The sequence below is a fragment of the Streptomyces sp. L2 genome (assembly GCF_004124325.1).
Lineage (GTDB): Bacteria > Actinomycetota > Actinomycetes > Streptomycetales > Streptomycetaceae > Streptomyces.
On record NZ_QBDT01000001.1, the window covers coordinates 5466516 to 5482029 of the forward strand.

A 15514-nucleotide genomic window follows, 5' to 3' on the forward strand; every position below is an offset into this window, starting at 1 on the left:
GTCGGAAGCGTCACCGGCGTGCGTTTCCGGTCGCGTACGGGTGTGTTTCCGTGACGTTTCGTTGCGTGCGGGTTTCGTCAAGCTCACACCAAGAGCCGGTGGGGACCGCCGGTGCGGCGCGGCCCGGTGGATCAGGGAGAATGGGCGCCATGAGCGTGCGTACCCAGTCATCCGAGCAGCCGGCCGAGGCCGCCCACCGCGCCGGCTTCGCCTGCTTCGTGGGCCGCCCCAACGCGGGCAAGTCCACCCTCACGAACGCTCTGGTCGGGCAGAAGGTGGCGATCACCGCCAACCAGCCGCAGACGACCCGGCACACCGTACGGGGCATCGTGCACCGCCCCGACGCCCAGCTGATCCTGGTCGACACCCCCGGCCTGCACAAGCCGCGCACCCTGCTCGGCGAGCGCCTCAACGACGTCGTCCGCACCACGTGGGCCGAGGTCGACGTGATCGGCTTCTGCCTGCCGGCGAACGAGAAGATCGGCCCCGGCGACCGCTTCATCGCCAAGGAACTGGCCGGGATCAGGAAGACCCCGAAGATCGCCGTCGTCACCAAGACCGACCTGGTGGACTCCAAGACCCTCGCCGAGCAGCTGATCGCGATCGACGCCCTGGGCAAGGAGCTGGGCTTCGAGTGGGCGGAGATCGTGCCGGTGTCGGCGGTCGGCGACAAGCAGGTGAGTCTGCTGGCCGACCTGATCGTCCCGCTGCTGCCGGAGGGCCCGGCCCTCTACCCCGAGGGCGACCTCACGGACGAGCCCGAGCAGGTCATGATCGCGGAACTCATCCGGGAGGCGGCGCTGGAAGGTGTCCGCGATGAGCTGCCGCACTCCATCGCGGTGGTCGTGGAGGAGATGCTGCCGCGCGAGGACCGGCCCGCCGACCGGCCGCTCCTCGACATCCACGCCAACCTCTACATCGAGCGCCCCAGCCAGAAGGGGATCATCATCGGGCCCAAGGGCAAGCGGCTGAAGGACGTCGGCATTAAGTCCCGCAAGCAGATCGAGGCGCTGCTGGGGACGCCGGTCTTCCTCGATCTGCATGTGAAGGTCGCGAAGGACTGGCAGCGGGATCCGAAGCAGTTGCGGCGACTGGGGTTCTGAGTCTCCCACCCGCCCGACTCGCTTGGTCGAGCGGTGGCCGTCACGGGGCTCCGCCCCGGACCCCTGGGTTTCCGCCGCCCGTCCGGCTCGGGTGGCCGGGCATGTTCTGGAGGCCCACCACTCTCAGGAGCTGGAGTTTGTCGTGGGACTCCGTGCCGGGGCGGGCCGTGTGGATGATGAGGTGGTGCGGTGGCCGTTGCCGAGGAGGGCCTCGCAGTCGAGCTCCAGGAGGCCGACCACGGGGTGCTGGAAGCGTTTGGTGCCGGGACGGCGCAGCGACACCTCGTGCTCGTCCCAGAGGCGGGCGAACTCCGCGCTGGCCGACCGTAGTTCGGCGGCCAGGGCGGCCGGCTCCGGGTCGTCGGGGTGGGCCGCCGCCACCGCCCGGAGGCTCGCCACGTGATCCCGGGCGTGCCCCGGGAGGCCCTCCGGCGGGAAGAGCGCGCGGGCCGTCGGGTCGAGGAAGAAGCGCCGGGTCAGGTTCCGCTCCCGGGCCGGGCGGGCGGACGCGTCGCCGACGAGCGCCTTCGCCAGCGCGTTCTGCGCCAGCACCTCCCCGCAGTCCGTGACCACCTGCGCCGCCGCGTCGTGGAGCCGGTCCAGGACCAGCATCAGCCCCGGCCGGACGTGGGACGACGGGTCTGTACGCTCCCCGCGCCGACGGCCGCGCCTACAACATCGCCGACGACGTCCCCGTCACCGCCCTGGAACTCCACCAGTTGCTCGGCGCCCCGCTCCCGGACTCCGAGGAGACCGATCCCGATCCCTGGCACGGGCTCCTGTCCACCGACCGTATCCGCCGTGAACTGGGCTACCGGCCGTACTACCCGACCGTGTGGGCCGCCCGCGACGCCGGAGCGCTCTGACGCACCGGCTCACCGCACCCCGTGGATCCGGTTCACCAGCACCGCTCCCGCCAGCCCGATCACCGCGGCCACCAGGTACAGGGTGCGGTAGCCGCCCAGGTCGTTCACCAGGGGCGCGGCGAGGGCGGGGGCCGCGACCTGGGGGAGGGCGTTGGCCACGTTGATCACGCCCAGGTCCTTGCCCCGGTCCGCGGCCTTCGGCAGGACGTCCGTCATCAGCGCGAAGTCGACGGAGGTGAACACGCCGAAGCCGAGGCCGAGAACGGCCGCGGCGACGATCGCGCCGGGCCAGGTCTGCCACGCGGACAGGGCCGCCGTCGCCACCGCCATCAGCACCCCGGACCACACCACGAACGGCTTGCGCCGCCCCACCCGGTCCGACCACACCCCGCCCACCACGACGGTCGCCACCAGCGTCAGGCTGTTGACGGCTGTCAGCACCAGCACGCCCCGGCCGGGGTCGTCGTAGCGGACGCGGTCGCGCAGGTAGTAGAGGAGGTACAGCAGGACCAGGGAGTTGCTCAGGTTGATCAGGAAGCGGGTCAGCCACGCCCAGCCCAGGTCCGGGTGGCGGCGCGGACTCAGCCAGAATCCGGCCACGAAGGCCCGCCAGGACCAGGGCGGCCGGTCCTCCGGCGCGAGCCGCAGGTCGTCGTAGCGCAGCACGTACGGCAGCACGCCGAGCACCGTGAAGACCGCGCAGGCCACGTACCCGGCCGTGATCCCGCCGGCCGCCGTCGCCAGGCCCGTGCCGCCGACCACGCCGAGGATCTGCGCCGCCCCCAGCCAGCCGCCCACCGCGCCCCGTTGGAGCCGGGGCACCTGGTCGGGGACGGCCGCCGTGACGGCCGCGAACGCCGCGTTCAGGGTGAGCTGCGCCAGGCACCAGCCGGCCGCCATCGACCACGGCCCGCCCGCGCCCGCGAGCAGCAGCAGCGACAGCGCGCCCCCCGCCGTCCCGGCCACGATCCACGGCGTACGGCGGCCACGGCGGGCCGTGGTCCGGTCCGACAGAGCGCCGAACACCGGGTTGGCGACCAGCGAGACGACCGCTCCGGCACCGGTCACCCAGGCCAGCAGGGACTCCTTCGACATCCCGGCACCGGGCGCGAAGTCCTTCGCCTGGGAGGCGAGCAGGATCTGCAGCGGCCCGAACCAGCCCACCCAGATCGCCCCGTTGGCCAGCGACAGCGCCGCCGTCCAGCCCCGGCCGACCGGCAGCACCGGCTCGGCCGGCGCGCCCGGGGCCCGGACGGTGGTCATCCCCGCGCCGCCCGCAGCACGTCCCGGAACCAGTGGTAGGAGGCCTTCGGGGTGCGCGTGAGCGTCTCGTAGTCGACGTGGACCAGGCCGAAGCGGCGCGCGTAGCCCTCCGCCCACTCGAAGTTGTCCATCAGGGACCACACGAAATAGCCGCGCACGTCCACACCGGCCTCCGACGCGGCGTGCAGCGCCCGGATGTGGGCGTCCAGATAGGCGATCCGCTCCTGGTCGTCGACGCCCTCGTAGGAGCAGCCGTTCTCGGTGATGACGACCGGGGGCAGCCGGTCGCCGTAGCGCTCCCGGAAGCCGGTGAGCAGCTCGGTCAGCGCCTCCGGTACGACGGGCCAGCCGAAGTCCGTCACCGGGCGCCCCTCGATCTCCCGCACCGAGAAGGGGAGTTCGGCGGGCAGCGGCAGCCCGCCGTACTCGGTGTCGGTGCCCTGGGGTGCGCCCACCAGGCTCGGGGCGTAGTAGTTGACGCCGTACCAGTCGACGGGCTCGGCGATGACCTTCAGGTCGGCCGCCACGTCTCCCGGCATCAGTTCGCCCAGCCCGTCGGGGTACTCGCCCAGGATGACCGGCTCGGCGAACAGGCGGTTGAGCAGGGTGTCGTAGAACCCGGCGGCCGCCACGTCCTCGTCCTTCTCCGACGCGGCCCAGGCGGGGCCGTGGGAGTTGGCGATGCCGATGTCGCGGGCGCCGGCCGCGCGCAGGGCCCGTACCGCGAGCCCGTGGGCGAGGAGCTGGTGGTGGGCGACCGGCAGCGCGTCGAACAGCAGCCGCCTGCCGGGAGCGTGCGCGCCGAGGGCGTGCCCCAGCAGGGTGTGCTCGGCGGGCTCGTTGAGGGTGATCCACTTGCCCACCCGGTCGCCGAGCCGCTCGGCCACCACCGACACGTACGCGGCGAACCGCTCCGCCGTGTCCCGTTCCAGCCAGTCCAGCGAGGCGGGCAGGTCCCAGTGGAACAGGGTCGGCACGGGCGCCACCCCGGCCGCGCACAGCTCGTCCACCAGCCGGTCGTAGAAGTCCAGCCCGCCGGGGGAGTTCACCCGCGGCCAGGAGACCGAGAAACGGTACGCGTCCACGCCGAGAGCGGCCAGCAGGGCCACGTCCTCGCGGTAGCGGTGGTAGTGGTCGCAGGCCACGTCCGCCGTGGAACCGTCCTTCACCCGCCCCGGCTCGCCGGTGAACACGTCCCACACGGACGGCTCCCGCTCGTCCACCGCCCCCTCGATCTGATGCGCCGACGTCGACACACCCCACACGAAACCGTCCGGAAACCGCGGTATCGGCTTGCCCGCATCAGTCGCCATGCGCGGATCATCCTTACCCCGGGTAACGGAAGTCAACGCCCTGGAAGGCAATTAGCCTTCCAGGGCGTTTTCCTTATGATCACCGAATGATCGAAGGAAAGCTCGTACGACTCCGCGCCCTGCGCGCCGAGGACCTGGAAGCCCACCTGCGCTGGCGCAACGACCCCGAGGTGGTGCACTGGGCCACCGGCGGCCACCCGAACTTCGGGCCCATCAGCCGGGAGGCGCTGGAACGCTTCCACGAGGCCCAGCTGCGCCAGGACCCGCGCGAGACGGCGACGTTCACCGTCGAGAAACGCGACGGCGGCCGCGTGATCGGCATGGCCGACTACCGGGACCTCGACACCTTCGCGGGCCGCGCCACCGCCGGCATCACCATCGGCGAACGCGACCACTGGAACGGCGGCTACGGCACCGAGGCCCTCAGCCTCCTCCTGGACCACCTCTTCGGCCCCTGCCGCCTCCACCGCGTCGACCTCGACACCTGGAGCGGCAACGACCGCGCCATCCGCGCCTTCACCAACCTCGGCTTCACCGAGGAGGGCCGCCGCCGCAAGGCGATACGCGTGGGCACGGAATGGCACGACGAGGTGATGTTCGGAATGCTGCGAGAGGAGTGGATGAGTTCTTGAGAGCGCGAGTGGACCGCGCCCCAAAGGGGCGCGGGGAACTGCGCGACAAGCCACGATGGGCCCGCACCCAGCAGACCGCCCGCACGCCCCCTCAGCGAAGCATCACGCCCCCTCTTTCAAGAGGCGAGACACCAACTCCCGTTGGTCCGGCGTCAAATGGGGATCCGCCGCATACACCGTCCGTTCATCGACCGTGATCTCATAGTGGAACCCATCGGGTACACCCCGTTCAGGCTCACCCCGGCCGGAGGCCACCGCCCGCCCGGCCAGGGCCTCCCACTCCTCCGCGTCGCCCCGCCCGGCGGTCTCCACCTCGGCCCGCCGCTCGATCCCGGCGAACCCCCCACTGCGTCGTACTCGAATCCGCATGGGCCTTGTCTAGTACGGATCTACAGCGTCCGCACCCCGACCTGCTCCCACCCCTTCTGGACGGCCTGCAGTTCGTCGCCCGCGCCGTACCGCTCCCGCGCCGCCTTCACGGTCAGCGTGGCGAAGTCGGCGAACAGGGCGTCCTGGTGCAGCTCGCCGCCGGTCAGCACGTCGTACCAGATCTGCCCGGCCTTCTCCCAGGCGTTGCCGCCGATCGCCGTCGCCACCAGGTAGAATGCGTGGTTCGGGATGCCGGAGTTGATGTGCACGCCGCCGTTGTCCTGCCCGGTGCGGACGTAGTCCTCCATGGTGGCGGGCTGCGGGTCCTTGCCGAGGACGTCGTCGTCGTACGCCGTGCCCGGCGCCTTCATCGAGCGCAGGGCCTTGCCGGTGACGCGCGGGGCGAGGAGTCCCGCGCCGATCAGCCAGTCGGCCTCGGCCGCGGTCTGCCCGAGGGAGTACTGCTTGATCAGGGAGCCGAAGACGTCGGAGACGGACTCGTTGAGAGCGCCGGACTGCCCGTAGTAGTCCAGGTTGGCGGTGTGCTGGGTGACGCCGTGGGTCAGTTCGTGCCCGATGACGTCGACCGGGATGGTGAAGTCCAGGAAGATCTCGTTGTCGCCGTCGCCGAACACCATCTGTTCGCCGTTCCAGAAGGCGTTGTCGTAGTTCTCGCCGAAGTGCACGCTGGCGTCCAGCGGCAGTCCGTTGCCGTCGATGGAGTGGCGGCCGTAGACCTTCAGGTAGAGGTCGAAGGTGGCGCCGAGGCCCGCGTAGGCGCGGTTGACGGTGGCGTCCGCGCCGGGTTCGGAGCCCTCCTCGCGGACCTGGGTGCCGGGCAGGTCCTGCTGGTGCCGCGCGTCGTAGATGGTGCGGTGCGGCCGGTCCGCGGCGGCCCCGGCGGGCGCGGCGACGGCGGGCGCGCCGATCACGGTGGTCAGCCGCCGCTTGGTGCGCTGGTAGGCGTCGTGCTCCAGGGACCGGCGGGCCGGTCCGGACAGCGCGGAGTCCCCGTGCCGGGCGAGCTTGTCGAGGACGTGCGGCGGCACGATCGTGCAGAAGACGGGCTCAAGGCCCCCGTTGGTGGTCATGCCCGCACCATTGCACTGCGTGACGCGACTGTCACTACTCGCAACCATGATTGGTGAAATACAGGGACATTCGTGGTCGCGCACCGTCACTGAGTGGTATGCCACCGTGAGCGGCACGTGGCGTACCGCACTTTTCGTCCCATTTGCCCGCGCCATTCCGCATACTGATACAGGACCGCCGCACCCGGTACGACTCGGCTACGCTGCGGAGCATCATGCGTTTCGGGCTGCTTCTCCTTAGCTGCCGCGGCGAGGGCCTGTAGACACGGCCGACTCCCTCCCCGCGGTGCTCTGGCGTTGCGTCGTCGGCCGGCCACCCGGATCTCCGGACCACCGGACACCCTGAGGAGCCCACGCATCATGGCGAACCGCCAGCAGCCCACCTCCATGCCGATCCACAAGTACGGTCGCTACGACCAGGTCGACATCCCGAACCGCACCTGGCCGGAGCAGCGCGTCACCACCGCCCCCCGCTGGCTCTCCACCGACCTGCGCGACGGCAACCAGGCCCTGATCGACCCGATGTCGCCCGAGCGCAAGCGCCGGATGTTCGACCAGCTGGTCAAGATGGGCTACAAGGAGATCGAGGTCGGCTTCCCCGCCTCCGGCCAGACCGACTTCGAGTTCGTGCGCTCCATCATCGAGGAAGAGGGCGCGATCCCCGAGGACGTGACGATCTCCGTCCTGACCCAGGCCCGCGAGGACCTGATCGAGCGGACCGTGGAGTCCCTGAAGGGCGCCCGGCGCGCCACCGTCCACCTGTACAACGCGACCGCGCCCGTCTTCCGCCGGGTCGTGTTCCGCGGCTCCAGGGACGACATCAAGCAGATCGCCGTCGACGGCACCCGCCTGGTCATCGAGTACGCCGAGAAACTGCTGGGCCCCGAGACCGAGTTCGGCTACCAGTACTCCCCGGAGATCTTCACCGACACCGAGCTGGACTTCGCGCTGGAGGTCTGCGAGGCGGTCATGGACGTCTGGCAGCCCGGTCCGGGCCGCGAGATCATCCTCAACCTGCCCGCCACCGTGGAGCGTTCCACCCCGTCCACGCACGCGGACCGCTTCGAGTGGATGGGCCGCAACCTGTCCCGCCGCGAGCACGTCTGCCTGTCCATCCACCCGCACAACGACCGCGGTACGGCCGTGGCGGCGGCCGAGCTGGCCCTGATGGCCGGCGCCGACCGCGTCGAGGGCTGCCTGTTCGGGCAGGGCGAGCGCACCGGCAACGTCGACCTGGTCACCCTGGGCATGAACCTGTTCTCGCAGGGCGTCGACCCGCAGATCGACTTCTCCGACATCGACGAGATCCGTCGTACGTGGGAGTACTGCAACCAGATGGAGGTCCACCCGCGCCACCCGTACGTGGGCGACCTGGTCTACACGTCCTTCTCCGGCTCCCACCAGGACGCCATCAAGAAGGGCTTCGACGCCATGGAGGCCGACGCCAAGGCCAAGGGCGTCACGGTCGACGACATCGAGTGGGCGGTGCCGTACCTGCCCATCGACCCCAAGGACGTCGGCCGCTCCTACGAGGCCGTCATCCGCGTCAACTCGCAGTCCGGCAAGGGCGGTATCTCCTACGTCCTCAAGAACGACCACAAGCTGGAACTGCCGCGCCGGATGCAGATCGAGTTCTCCAAGCTGATCCAGGCCAAGACGGACGCCGAGGGCGGCGAGATCACGCCGAAGGACATCTGGGCGGTCTTCCAGGACGAGTACCTGCCCAACCCGGACAACCCCTGGGGTCGTATCCAGGTCAGGACGGGCCAGTCGACCACCGACACCGACGGCGTGGACACCCTGACCGTCGAGGCCACCGTTGACGGTGAGGACACGGTGCTGACCGGTTCCGGCAACGGTCCGATCTCGGCCTTCTTCGACGCCCTGGAGTCCATCGGCATCGACGTACGCCTGCTGGACTACCAGGAGCACACGATGAGCGAGGGCGCCTCCGCGCAGGCCGCCTCCTACATCGAATGCGCGATCGACGGCAAGGTTCTGTGGGGGATCGGCATCGACGCGAACACGACGCGTGCGTCGCTGAAGGCGGTCGTCTCCGCGGTGAACCGCGCGGCCCGCTGACCCCGCCCGACCGGGCCTTTTCGGTGCCCCGGCCGCCTCGTACGGCGGCCAGGGCACCGTCGCTTTCGGCCACCGCGCCCCCGAGGTCACGGAAAGGTCTCGTACGGGGTACTGACTCAGCCTCCGTGATGTGGCTAACATCACGCCAGCACGGCGATGTTGCCGTGCGGTTATGGAGGTGCGACGTGCTGCCAGTACGGGGACGAGACGACCGTGCCACCAGGGCTGTGCACATCCTGGGCACCCGCACCGCCTGGACGCCCGTCGGCGACGGCGAGTTCTACTGCCCCGGCTGCGGAGGCGACCGCAACTACCAGCGGCTGACCGGCCGTCGCCGCTTCACCCTCCTCGGCGTGCCCCTGCTGCCCCGCGGGGTGACCGGACCCGTCGTGGAGTGCGCGGCCTGCCGCCATCACTTCGGTACCGACGTCCTGGACCACCCCACCACCCGCCGCTTCTCCGTGATGCTCCGCGACGCCGTGCACACCGTCGCCCTCGCCGTGCTCGCGGCGGGCGGCACCGGCTCGCGCACGGCCCTGGAGACGGCCGCGTGCACGGTCCGCGCGGCCGGCTTCGACGACTGCACCGAGGAGCAGCTGGCCGCGCTCGTCGACGCCGTCGCCGCCGACACCGGCCGGGTCCTCGGTGAGCCGTGCGGCGCGAGCCTGGTGATAGAGCTGCACGAGGCCCTGGATCCCCTCGCCCCGCACCTCGCCCCGGCCGGCCGCGAGTCCCTGCTGCTCCAGGCCGCCCGCATCGCCCTGGCCGACGGCCCCTACACGCCCGCCGAACGCGACGCCCTCACCACGATCGGCGCGGCCCTGACCATCGGCACGACGGAGGTGACCCGCCTCCTGGCCGCGGCCCGCACCCCGTCCTGAGGCCCCGGCACCCGGGCTCGCGGACAGACTCCGGCCGAGTGTAGACGCGGGGAGTCACCCGGGGGACGCGAAGAGTGAAATTGCCGGGGGCAGGGGATCGACGGGACGTGGACGCGAAGAAACTCCCGGTCGGCTCCAGCGCCGTCGACACCCGCACCGGCCGCATCGGCATCGTCATGGGCCACGAGGGCCCCTACGTCCAGCTGCGGCCCTACGGCGGAGGCCGCGAATGGGACGCCGGCCCCGACGCCGTCCGCCGGGCCACCCCCGCGGAACGCAGGAGCGCCGCGGCGGCCCCCACCGAGTCCCGGGCACATGCCGGCGGCGCGGACGAGACGCCCTGAACGACCGGCCCCGGCCCCGAACGCCCGCGCGGACGGGCAGAATGGAGACATGACCCCGCCCCGCCCCGCCCCGCACACCCACCAGCAGAATCTGGGTGCGGCGTGAGCCTGTTCCGCGACGACGGCATCGTCCTGCGCACCCAGAAGCTGGGTGAGGCAGACAGGATCATGCTGTGGTCTTCCGGGGGACGACCCCCGTACCCCCGGCCGATGGTCCGTGGGGGCCGGTCATGAGCTTGTTCCGGGACGACGGCATCGTCCTGCGCACCCAGAGGCTGGGTGAGGCAGACAGGATCATGCTGTGGTCTTCCGGGGGACGACCCCCGTACCCCCGGCCGATGGTCCGTGGGGGCCGGTCATGAGCTTGTTCCGGGACGACGGCATCGTCCTGCGCACCCAGAGGCTGGGTGAGGCAGACAGGATCATGCTGTGGTCTTCCGGGGGACGACCCCCGTACCCCCGGCCGATGGTCCGTGGGGGCCGGTCATGAGCTTGTTCCGGGACGACGGCATCGTCCTGCGCACCCAGAAGCTGGGTGAGGCAGACAGGATCATCACATTGCTCACGCGGGGGCACGGGCGGGTGCGGGCCGTGGCGCGCGGGGTGCGGCGGACCAAGTCGAAGTTCGGCGCCCGGCTGGAGCCCTTCTCCCACGTCGACGTGCAGTTCTTCGCGCGCGGCAGCGAACTGGTCGGACGCGGGCTCCCCCTGTGCACGCAGAGCGAGACCATCGCCCCGTACGGCGGCGGCATCGTCGCCGACTACGCCCGCTACACCGCCGGCACGGCCATGCTGGAGACCGCCGAGCGGTTCACCGACCACGAGGGCGAACCAGCCGTCCAGCAGTACCTCCTCCTGGTCGGCGCCCTGCGCACCCTCGCCCGCGGCGAGCACGCCCCCCACCTCGTCCTCGATGCCTTCCTGCTGCGCTCCCTCGCCGTCAACGGCTACGCCCCCAGCTTCGGCGACTGCGCCAAGTGCGGAATGCCCGGACCGAACCGGTTCTTCTCGGTCGGCTCGGGAGGTTCCGTCTGCGTCGACTGCCGGGTGCCCGGCAGCGTCGTACCCTCGCCGCAGACCCTGGTTCTGCTCGGCGCACTGCTTACGGGAGACTGGGAGACGGCGGACGCGTGCGAGGCGCGCTACGTCCGGGAGGGCAGCGGCCTCGTGTCCGCCTACCTGCACTGGCACCTGGAGCGCGGACTGCGTTCCCTTCGGTACGTCGAGAAGTCGTAGAAGTCCTAGAAGTCGCAGAGGGAGACGAGAAGCACATGGTCGTACGCGGGATCCTGGGCCGGCAGCGCCGCGAGTACAGGGCGCCGGAGCCGCACCCGTCCGGCGCCCGTGCGCCGAAGCTCCCCGGCGAACTGGTCCCGGGCCACGTGGCGATCGTCATGGACGGCAACGGCCGCTGGGCGAAGGACCGCGGGCTGCCCCGCACCGAGGGCCACAAGGTCGGCGCCGAGCGCGTGCTGGACGTACTGCAGGGCTCCATCGAGATCGGCGTCCGCAACATCTCCCTGTACGCCTTCTCCACCGAGAACTGGAAGCGCTCGCCCGACGAGGTCCGCTTCCTGATGAACTTCAACCGCGACTTCATCCGCAAGACCCGCGACCAGCTCGACGCCCTCGGCATCCGGGTGCGCTGGGTCGGCCGCATGCCCAGGCTGTGGAAGTCCGTCGCCAAGGAACTCCAGGTCGCGCAGGAGCAGACCAAGGACAACGACCTGCTCACCCTGTACTTCTGCATGAACTACGGCGGCCGAGCCGAACTCGCCGACGCGGCCAAGGCGTTGGCCGAGGACGTCAAGGCCGGCCGCCTCGACCCGGCGAAGGTCACCGAGAAGACCATCCAGAAGTACCTGTACTACCCGGACATGCCGGACGTCGACCTCTTCCTCAGGCCCAGTGGCGAACAGCGCACCTCCAACTACCTCCTCTGGCAGAGCGCCTACGCCGAGATGGTCTTCCAGGACGTCCTCTGGCCCGACTTCGACCGCCGCGACCTCTGGCGAGCCTGCATCGAATACGCCTCCCGAGACCGCCGCTTCGGCGGCGCCATCCCCAACGAGGAACTCCAGGCCATGCAGGGCCGCCCCGAGGGCAACTGATCACGGACAGCACACCCGTGCCCCGTCAGGGGCGCGGGGAACTGCGCGACAGGCCACAACGCACCCGCACCCGAAAGCACACCGCACGGCCCCGGCGTTCCCCGGCCTAACCTGCGGAGCACTCCGCACAGGTACCGAAGATCTCCACCGTATGCGCCACATTCACATACCCGTGCTCCGCGGCGACAGCCTCCGCCCACTTCTCCACCGCCGGCCCCTCCACCTCCACCGCCTTGCCGCAGGAGCGGCAGACCAGGTGATGGTGGTGCTCCCCGGTGGAGCAGCGCCGGTACACCGACTCCCCCTCCGACGTGCGCAGCACATCGACCTCGCCGGCGTCCGCGAGGGACTGCAGCGTGCGGTAGACCGTCGTCAGCCCGACGGAGTCGCCCTTGTGCTTGAGCATGTCGTGCAGGTCCTGCGCGCTGCGGAACTCGTCGACCTCGTCCAGGGCCGCCGCCACTGCTGCCCGCTGCCGGGTCGCGCGGCCCTTCACGGGCGGTCCAGCGGTCGTCACGGGGTTGCCTCCTTCGATGGCTCGCGAGGGCTCCCGTGCCCATCGGGTGTCGTGAGCCGTCGCGCGTCTGCCCGGGCCATTGTGCCAGCCCAAACCGCCGGCGGTCAGACGCCGACCTCGTCGCCGGCCGCCCGCCCCGCCGGGATCGAGCACTCCGCGGGATCGCCGGCGGGCCGCCCCGCCGCGGCCGCGCGGGCGCGCCGCCGGGCCAGCGGGGTCGCGGCGACGGTGAGCGCGACGAACGCGGCGATGGTCAGCAGGACGATCGTCGCGCCGGGCGGCACGTCCTGGTAGTAGGACGTGACGGTGCCGCTGACGGTCACGGCCACCCCGATCACGACGGCGATCACGAACGTGGCCGTGAAGCTCCGCGCGAGCTGCTGCGCCGCCGCCACCGGCACCACCATCAGCGCGGACACCAGCAGCAGCCCGACCACGCGCATGGCGACCGTCACCGTCACCGCCGCCGTGACCGCCGTCAGCAGGTTCAGGGCGCGCACCGGCAGCCCGGTGACCCGCGCGAACTCCTCGTCCTGGCTGACCGCGAACAGCTGGCGGCGCAGGCCCAGCGTGACGAGCAGCACGAACGCGGCGAGCACACAGATCGCGGTCACGTCGGACCGTGCCACCGTCGACAGCGAGCCGAACAGGTAGGAGGTCAGGTTGGCGTTGGAGCCGCCCGGCGCCAGGTTGATCAGCATCACGCCGCCGGCCATACCGCCGTAGAAGAGCATCGCGAGGGCGATGTCGCCGCGCGTGCGGCCGTACCAGCGGATGAGTTCCATCAGGACGGCGCCGAGCACGGAGACGGCCGTGGCCATCCACACCGGGGAGGTGGACAGCAGGAAGCCGAGGCCGACGCCGGTCATGGCCACGTGCCCGATGCCGTCGCCCATCAGGGCCTGGCGGCGCTGGACCAGGTAGATGCCGACGGCGGGCGCGGTGATGCCGACCAGGACGGCGGCGATCAACGCGCGCTGCATGAAGGCGTAGTTCAGGAAGTCCATCAGGCCGGCCATCCCGTGCGGATCGGTTCGGTGCCCGCGGGTGCGTGCGGGTGGACGTGGTCGTGGCCGGGCAGAGCATGTTGCCCCACGGCCTTTGGGGGTGGTCCGTCGTGCAGGACGCAGCCGTCGCGCAGGACGACCGCCCGGTCGATCAGGGGCTCCAGGGGCCCCAGTTCGTGCAGGACGAGCAGGACGGTCGTACCGGCGGCGACCTGTTCGCGCAGGGTCGCGGCCAGCACCTCCTGGCTGGCCAGGTCGACGCCGGCCATCGGCTCGTCCATGATCAGCAGCTCGGGTTCGGACGCGAGCGCGCGGGCGATCAGCACCCGCTGGTGCTGGCCGCCGGAGAGCGCGGTGACGGAGTCCCCGGCCCGGTCGTTCATGCCGACCCGCTCCAGGGCGCGGTGGACGGCCTCCCGGTCGGACCGGCGGAAGGCGCCGAAGCGGGTGCGGGACAGGCGGCCGGCCGAGACGATCTCGGTGACGGTGGCGGGGACGCCGCCGGCGGCCGTGGTGCGCTGCGGCACGTAGCCCACGCGCGCCCAGTCGCGGAAGGCGCGGTGCGGGGTGCCGAACAGGGCGATCGTGCCGCTGTGGACGGGCACCTGCCCGATGAGGCTGCGGACGGCCGTCGACTTGCCCGAGCCGTTCGCGCCGAGCAGGGCGACGACCTCGCCGCGCCGCACGGTGAGGTCGATGCCGCGCAGGACGGGACGGGAGCCGAGGTCGGCGCGCACCCCGCGCAGGGCCACGACGGGTTCGTCCGAGGTGAGGGTCATGGTCCGGTCCTCCTCCATGCCGGTCATTCGGCGCCCAGGGCCTTGCGGAGCGCGGTGAGGTTGGCCTCCTGGACGGAGAAGTAGTCGGTGCCGCGCGACTTCCCGGTGATGATGCCTTCGAGGGGGTCGAGGACGTCCGTCTTCAGGCCGGCGTCGCCCGCGATGGTCTTGGCGGTCTTGTCGCTGACGAGGGTCTCGTAGAAGACGGTGGTGACGCCGTCGGCGCGGGCCATGTGCTCCAGGTCTCGCACCCGGGCGGCGCTGGGCTCCGACTCGGGGTCCAGGCCGTTGACGGCCTCCTCGGTGAGGCCGTAGCGCTCGGCGAGGTAGCCGAAGGCGGCGTGCGTGGTGATGAAGACCTTGCTCTTCGTGTGCGCGAGGCCGGTCCTGAACCGGGTGTCGAGGTCGTTCAGCTGCTTCACCAGGGCGGCGGTGTTCTCGCGGTAGTCGGCCGCGTGGTCCGGGTCGGCCTTCTCGAAGGCCTTGCCGACACCGGCGGCGACCTGGGCGTAGCGCACCGGGTCGAGCCAGATGTGCGGGTCCTTCGCGGCGCCCTCGGGGCTCGCGCCGCTGTCGTGGGCGGCGGCGTGCCCGCCGACCTCGTTGCCGTGTTCCTCCAGGGTGGTCAGGGAGGCCGCGTCGATCTTCGTCTGCACGGGGGACTGGGCCACCGCGTCGTCGACGGAGGGCTGGAGGTTCTTCAGGTAGAGGACGGCGTCGGAGTCCTGGAGGGAGGCGATCTGCTTCGGGCTCAGCTCCAGGTCGTGGGGTTCCTGGCCGGGGGAGGTGAGGCTGGTGACGTGGACGTGGCTGCCGCCGATCCGCTCGGCGAGGAAGGCCATCGGATAGAAGGAGGCGACGACGTCGAACCTGCCGGTGTCACCCGCGGCAGCGCTGTCGGTGGAGCAGGCGGAGAGGGTGCCGAGGCCGAGCGCGGTGACGGCGGTGACCGAGGTGAGGGCGGCGAAGCGTATGAGCCGTCGACTTCTGTTCATGACAGTCATTTTCAACTGACATGGAAACCATTGTCAACAAGCCCCTTCGCCGGGCCCCGATCCGCACATGATCGGTACCGATTTGGTTGAGGGGGAGCCCCCGCCGGTACCCTGAAGCATTCGCTGGAAGCATCTCGCTTCAACGCCCGTCGTCGTAATGA

15 protein-coding genes and 2 pseudogenes are annotated in these 15514 nt (G+C 71.1%); 8 read left to right on the forward strand and 9 right to left on the reverse strand.

Going from position 1 to position 15514, the window contains the following annotated elements:
* The first annotated feature begins 149 nt into the window (after positions 1-149).
* On the forward strand, positions 150-1103 hold the full coding sequence (era, locus tag DBP14_RS24400; protein WP_129309259.1) for a GTPase Era: 954 nt from the start codon (positions 150-152) through the stop codon (positions 1101-1103).
* 40 nt (positions 1104-1143) lie between these two features.
* On the opposite strand, the pseudogene DBP14_RS24405 reads toward era, so the two are convergent.
* Positions 1144-1739: pseudogene (locus tag DBP14_RS24405) on the reverse strand (transcriptional regulator); the annotation flags it as partial.
* Between the two features lie 5 nt (positions 1740-1744).
* Between DBP14_RS24405 and DBP14_RS24410 the strand changes: the two are divergent.
* A pseudogene (locus DBP14_RS24410) lies at positions 1745-1969 on the forward strand (NAD(P)-dependent oxidoreductase); the annotation flags it as partial.
* Positions 1970-1978: 9 nt separating this feature from the next.
* On the opposite strand, the gene DBP14_RS24415 reads toward DBP14_RS24410, so the two are convergent.
* Together DBP14_RS24415 and DBP14_RS24420 are read right to left on the reverse strand one after the other, a co-directional pair.
* Entirely contained in the window at positions 1979-3232 is a 1254-nt protein-coding gene (locus DBP14_RS24415; RefSeq protein WP_129309260.1) for an MFS transporter, read from the reverse strand.
* Positions 3229-4545 carry a GH1 family beta-glucosidase gene (locus DBP14_RS24420; protein WP_129309261.1) on the reverse strand — a complete coding sequence of 439 codons (1317 nt, stop codon included), beginning with the start codon at positions 4543-4545 and terminating at the stop codon, positions 3229-3231. The genes DBP14_RS24415 and DBP14_RS24420 overlap by 4 nt, the downstream gene beginning before the upstream one ends.
* A gap of 86 nt (positions 4546-4631) precedes the next feature.
* On the opposite strand from DBP14_RS24420, the gene DBP14_RS24425 reads away from it, so the two are divergent.
* A complete protein-coding gene (locus DBP14_RS24425) occupies positions 4632-5177 on the forward strand; it encodes a GNAT family protein (RefSeq protein ID WP_129309262.1) in 546 nt (181 codons plus the stop codon).
* 102 nt (positions 5178-5279) lie between these two features.
* Here DBP14_RS24425 and DBP14_RS36995 read toward each other — a convergent pair whose 3' ends face one another.
* Both DBP14_RS36995 and DBP14_RS24435 read right to left on the reverse strand, forming a co-directional pair.
* Positions 5280-5546, reverse strand: coding sequence for a protealysin inhibitor emfourin (locus DBP14_RS36995; protein ID WP_129309263.1), 267 nt, complete (start codon positions 5544-5546; stop codon positions 5280-5282).
* 20 nt (positions 5547-5566) lie between these two features.
* Positions 5567-6637, reverse strand: coding sequence for a M4 family metallopeptidase (locus DBP14_RS24435; RefSeq protein ID WP_129312070.1), 1071 nt, complete (start codon positions 6635-6637; stop codon positions 5567-5569).
* A gap of 360 nt (positions 6638-6997) precedes the next feature.
* Between DBP14_RS24435 and leuA the strand changes: the two genes are divergently transcribed.
* The 5 genes from leuA to DBP14_RS24475 all read left to right on the forward strand — a co-directional run bounded on the left by leuA (position 6998) and on the right by DBP14_RS24475 (position 12055).
* The gene (gene leuA / locus DBP14_RS24445; protein WP_129309264.1) at positions 6998-8719 is read left to right on the forward strand and encodes a 2-isopropylmalate synthase; all 1722 of its coding nucleotides are present in this window, start codon (positions 6998-7000) and stop codon (positions 8717-8719) included.
* 185 nt (positions 8720-8904) lie between these two features.
* A complete protein-coding gene (locus DBP14_RS24450; protein WP_129309265.1) occupies positions 8905-9600 on the forward strand; it encodes a TerB family tellurite resistance protein in 696 nt (231 codons plus the stop codon).
* A 107-nt stretch (positions 9601-9707) separates the two neighbouring features.
* Complete coding sequence (locus DBP14_RS24455) at positions 9708-9944, forward strand: hypothetical protein (protein WP_129309266.1); 237 nt, start codon at positions 9708-9710, stop codon at positions 9942-9944.
* Between the two features lie 486 nt (positions 9945-10430).
* A complete protein-coding gene (gene recO, locus DBP14_RS24470) occupies positions 10431-11180 on the forward strand; it encodes a DNA repair protein RecO (RefSeq protein WP_129309267.1) in 750 nt (249 codons plus the stop codon).
* Between the two features lie 35 nt (positions 11181-11215).
* The gene (locus tag DBP14_RS24475) at positions 11216-12055 is read left to right on the forward strand and encodes an isoprenyl transferase (protein ID WP_129309268.1); all 840 of its coding nucleotides are present in this window, start codon (positions 11216-11218) and stop codon (positions 12053-12055) included.
* Positions 12056-12161: 106 nt separating this feature from the next.
* Here DBP14_RS24475 and DBP14_RS24480 read toward each other — a convergent pair whose 3' ends face one another.
* The 4 genes from DBP14_RS24480 to DBP14_RS24495 form a co-directional block, all read right to left on the reverse strand.
* A complete protein-coding gene (locus DBP14_RS24480) occupies positions 12162-12572 on the reverse strand; it encodes a transcriptional repressor (RefSeq protein ID WP_129309269.1) in 411 nt (136 codons plus the stop codon).
* A gap of 104 nt (positions 12573-12676) precedes the next feature.
* A complete protein-coding gene (locus DBP14_RS24485) occupies positions 12677-13579 on the reverse strand; it encodes a metal ABC transporter permease (RefSeq protein WP_129309270.1) in 903 nt (300 codons plus the stop codon).
* On the reverse strand, positions 13579-14358 hold the full coding sequence (locus tag DBP14_RS24490; RefSeq protein WP_129309271.1) for a metal ABC transporter ATP-binding protein: 780 nt from the start codon (positions 14356-14358) through the stop codon (positions 13579-13581). Before DBP14_RS24490 ends, DBP14_RS24485 begins: the two co-directional genes overlap by 1 nt.
* Before the next feature lie 23 nt (positions 14359-14381).
* Positions 14382-15353: a metal ABC transporter substrate-binding protein gene (locus DBP14_RS24495; protein WP_129309272.1), complete on the reverse strand. Its 972-nt coding sequence runs from the start codon at positions 15351-15353 to the stop codon at positions 14382-14384.
* Positions 15354-15514 lie beyond the last annotated feature (161 nt).

Bases quoted from the DNA above. Each gene is read 5' to 3' on its own strand.
- era (WP_129309259.1), top strand. From the start codon at position 150: ATGAGCGTGCGTACCCAGTCATCCGAGCAGCCGGCCGAGGCCGCCCAC.
- DBP14_RS24435 (WP_129312070.1), bottom strand. From the start codon at position 6,637: ATGACCACCAACGGGGGCCTTGAGCCCGTCTTCTGCACGATCGTGCCG.
- DBP14_RS24420 (WP_129309261.1), bottom strand. From the start codon at position 4,545: ATGGCGACTGATGCGGGCAAGCCGATACCGCGGTTTCCGGACGGTTTC.
- DBP14_RS24485 (WP_129309270.1), bottom strand. From the start codon at position 13,579: ATGGACTTCCTGAACTACGCCTTCATGCAGCGCGCGTTGATCGCCGCC.
- DBP14_RS24475 (WP_129309268.1), top strand. From the start codon at position 11,216: ATGGTCGTACGCGGGATCCTGGGCCGGCAGCGCCGCGAGTACAGGGCG.
- DBP14_RS24415 (WP_129309260.1), bottom strand. From the start codon at position 3,232: ATGACCACCGTCCGGGCCCCGGGCGCGCCGGCCGAGCCGGTGCTGCCG.
- recO (WP_129309267.1), top strand. From the start codon at position 10,431: ATGAGCTTGTTCCGGGACGACGGCATCGTCCTGCGCACCCAGAAGCTG.
- leuA (WP_129309264.1), top strand. From the start codon at position 6,998: ATGGCGAACCGCCAGCAGCCCACCTCCATGCCGATCCACAAGTACGGT.
- DBP14_RS36995 (WP_129309263.1), bottom strand. From the start codon at position 5,546: ATGCGGATTCGAGTACGACGCAGTGGGGGGTTCGCCGGGATCGAGCGG.
- DBP14_RS24425 (WP_129309262.1), top strand. From the start codon at position 4,632: ATGATCGAAGGAAAGCTCGTACGACTCCGCGCCCTGCGCGCCGAGGAC.
- DBP14_RS24490 (WP_129309271.1), bottom strand. From the start codon at position 14,358: ATGACCCTCACCTCGGACGAACCCGTCGTGGCCCTGCGCGGGGTGCGC.
- DBP14_RS24495 (WP_129309272.1), bottom strand. From the start codon at position 15,353: ATGAACAGAAGTCGACGGCTCATACGCTTCGCCGCCCTCACCTCGGTC.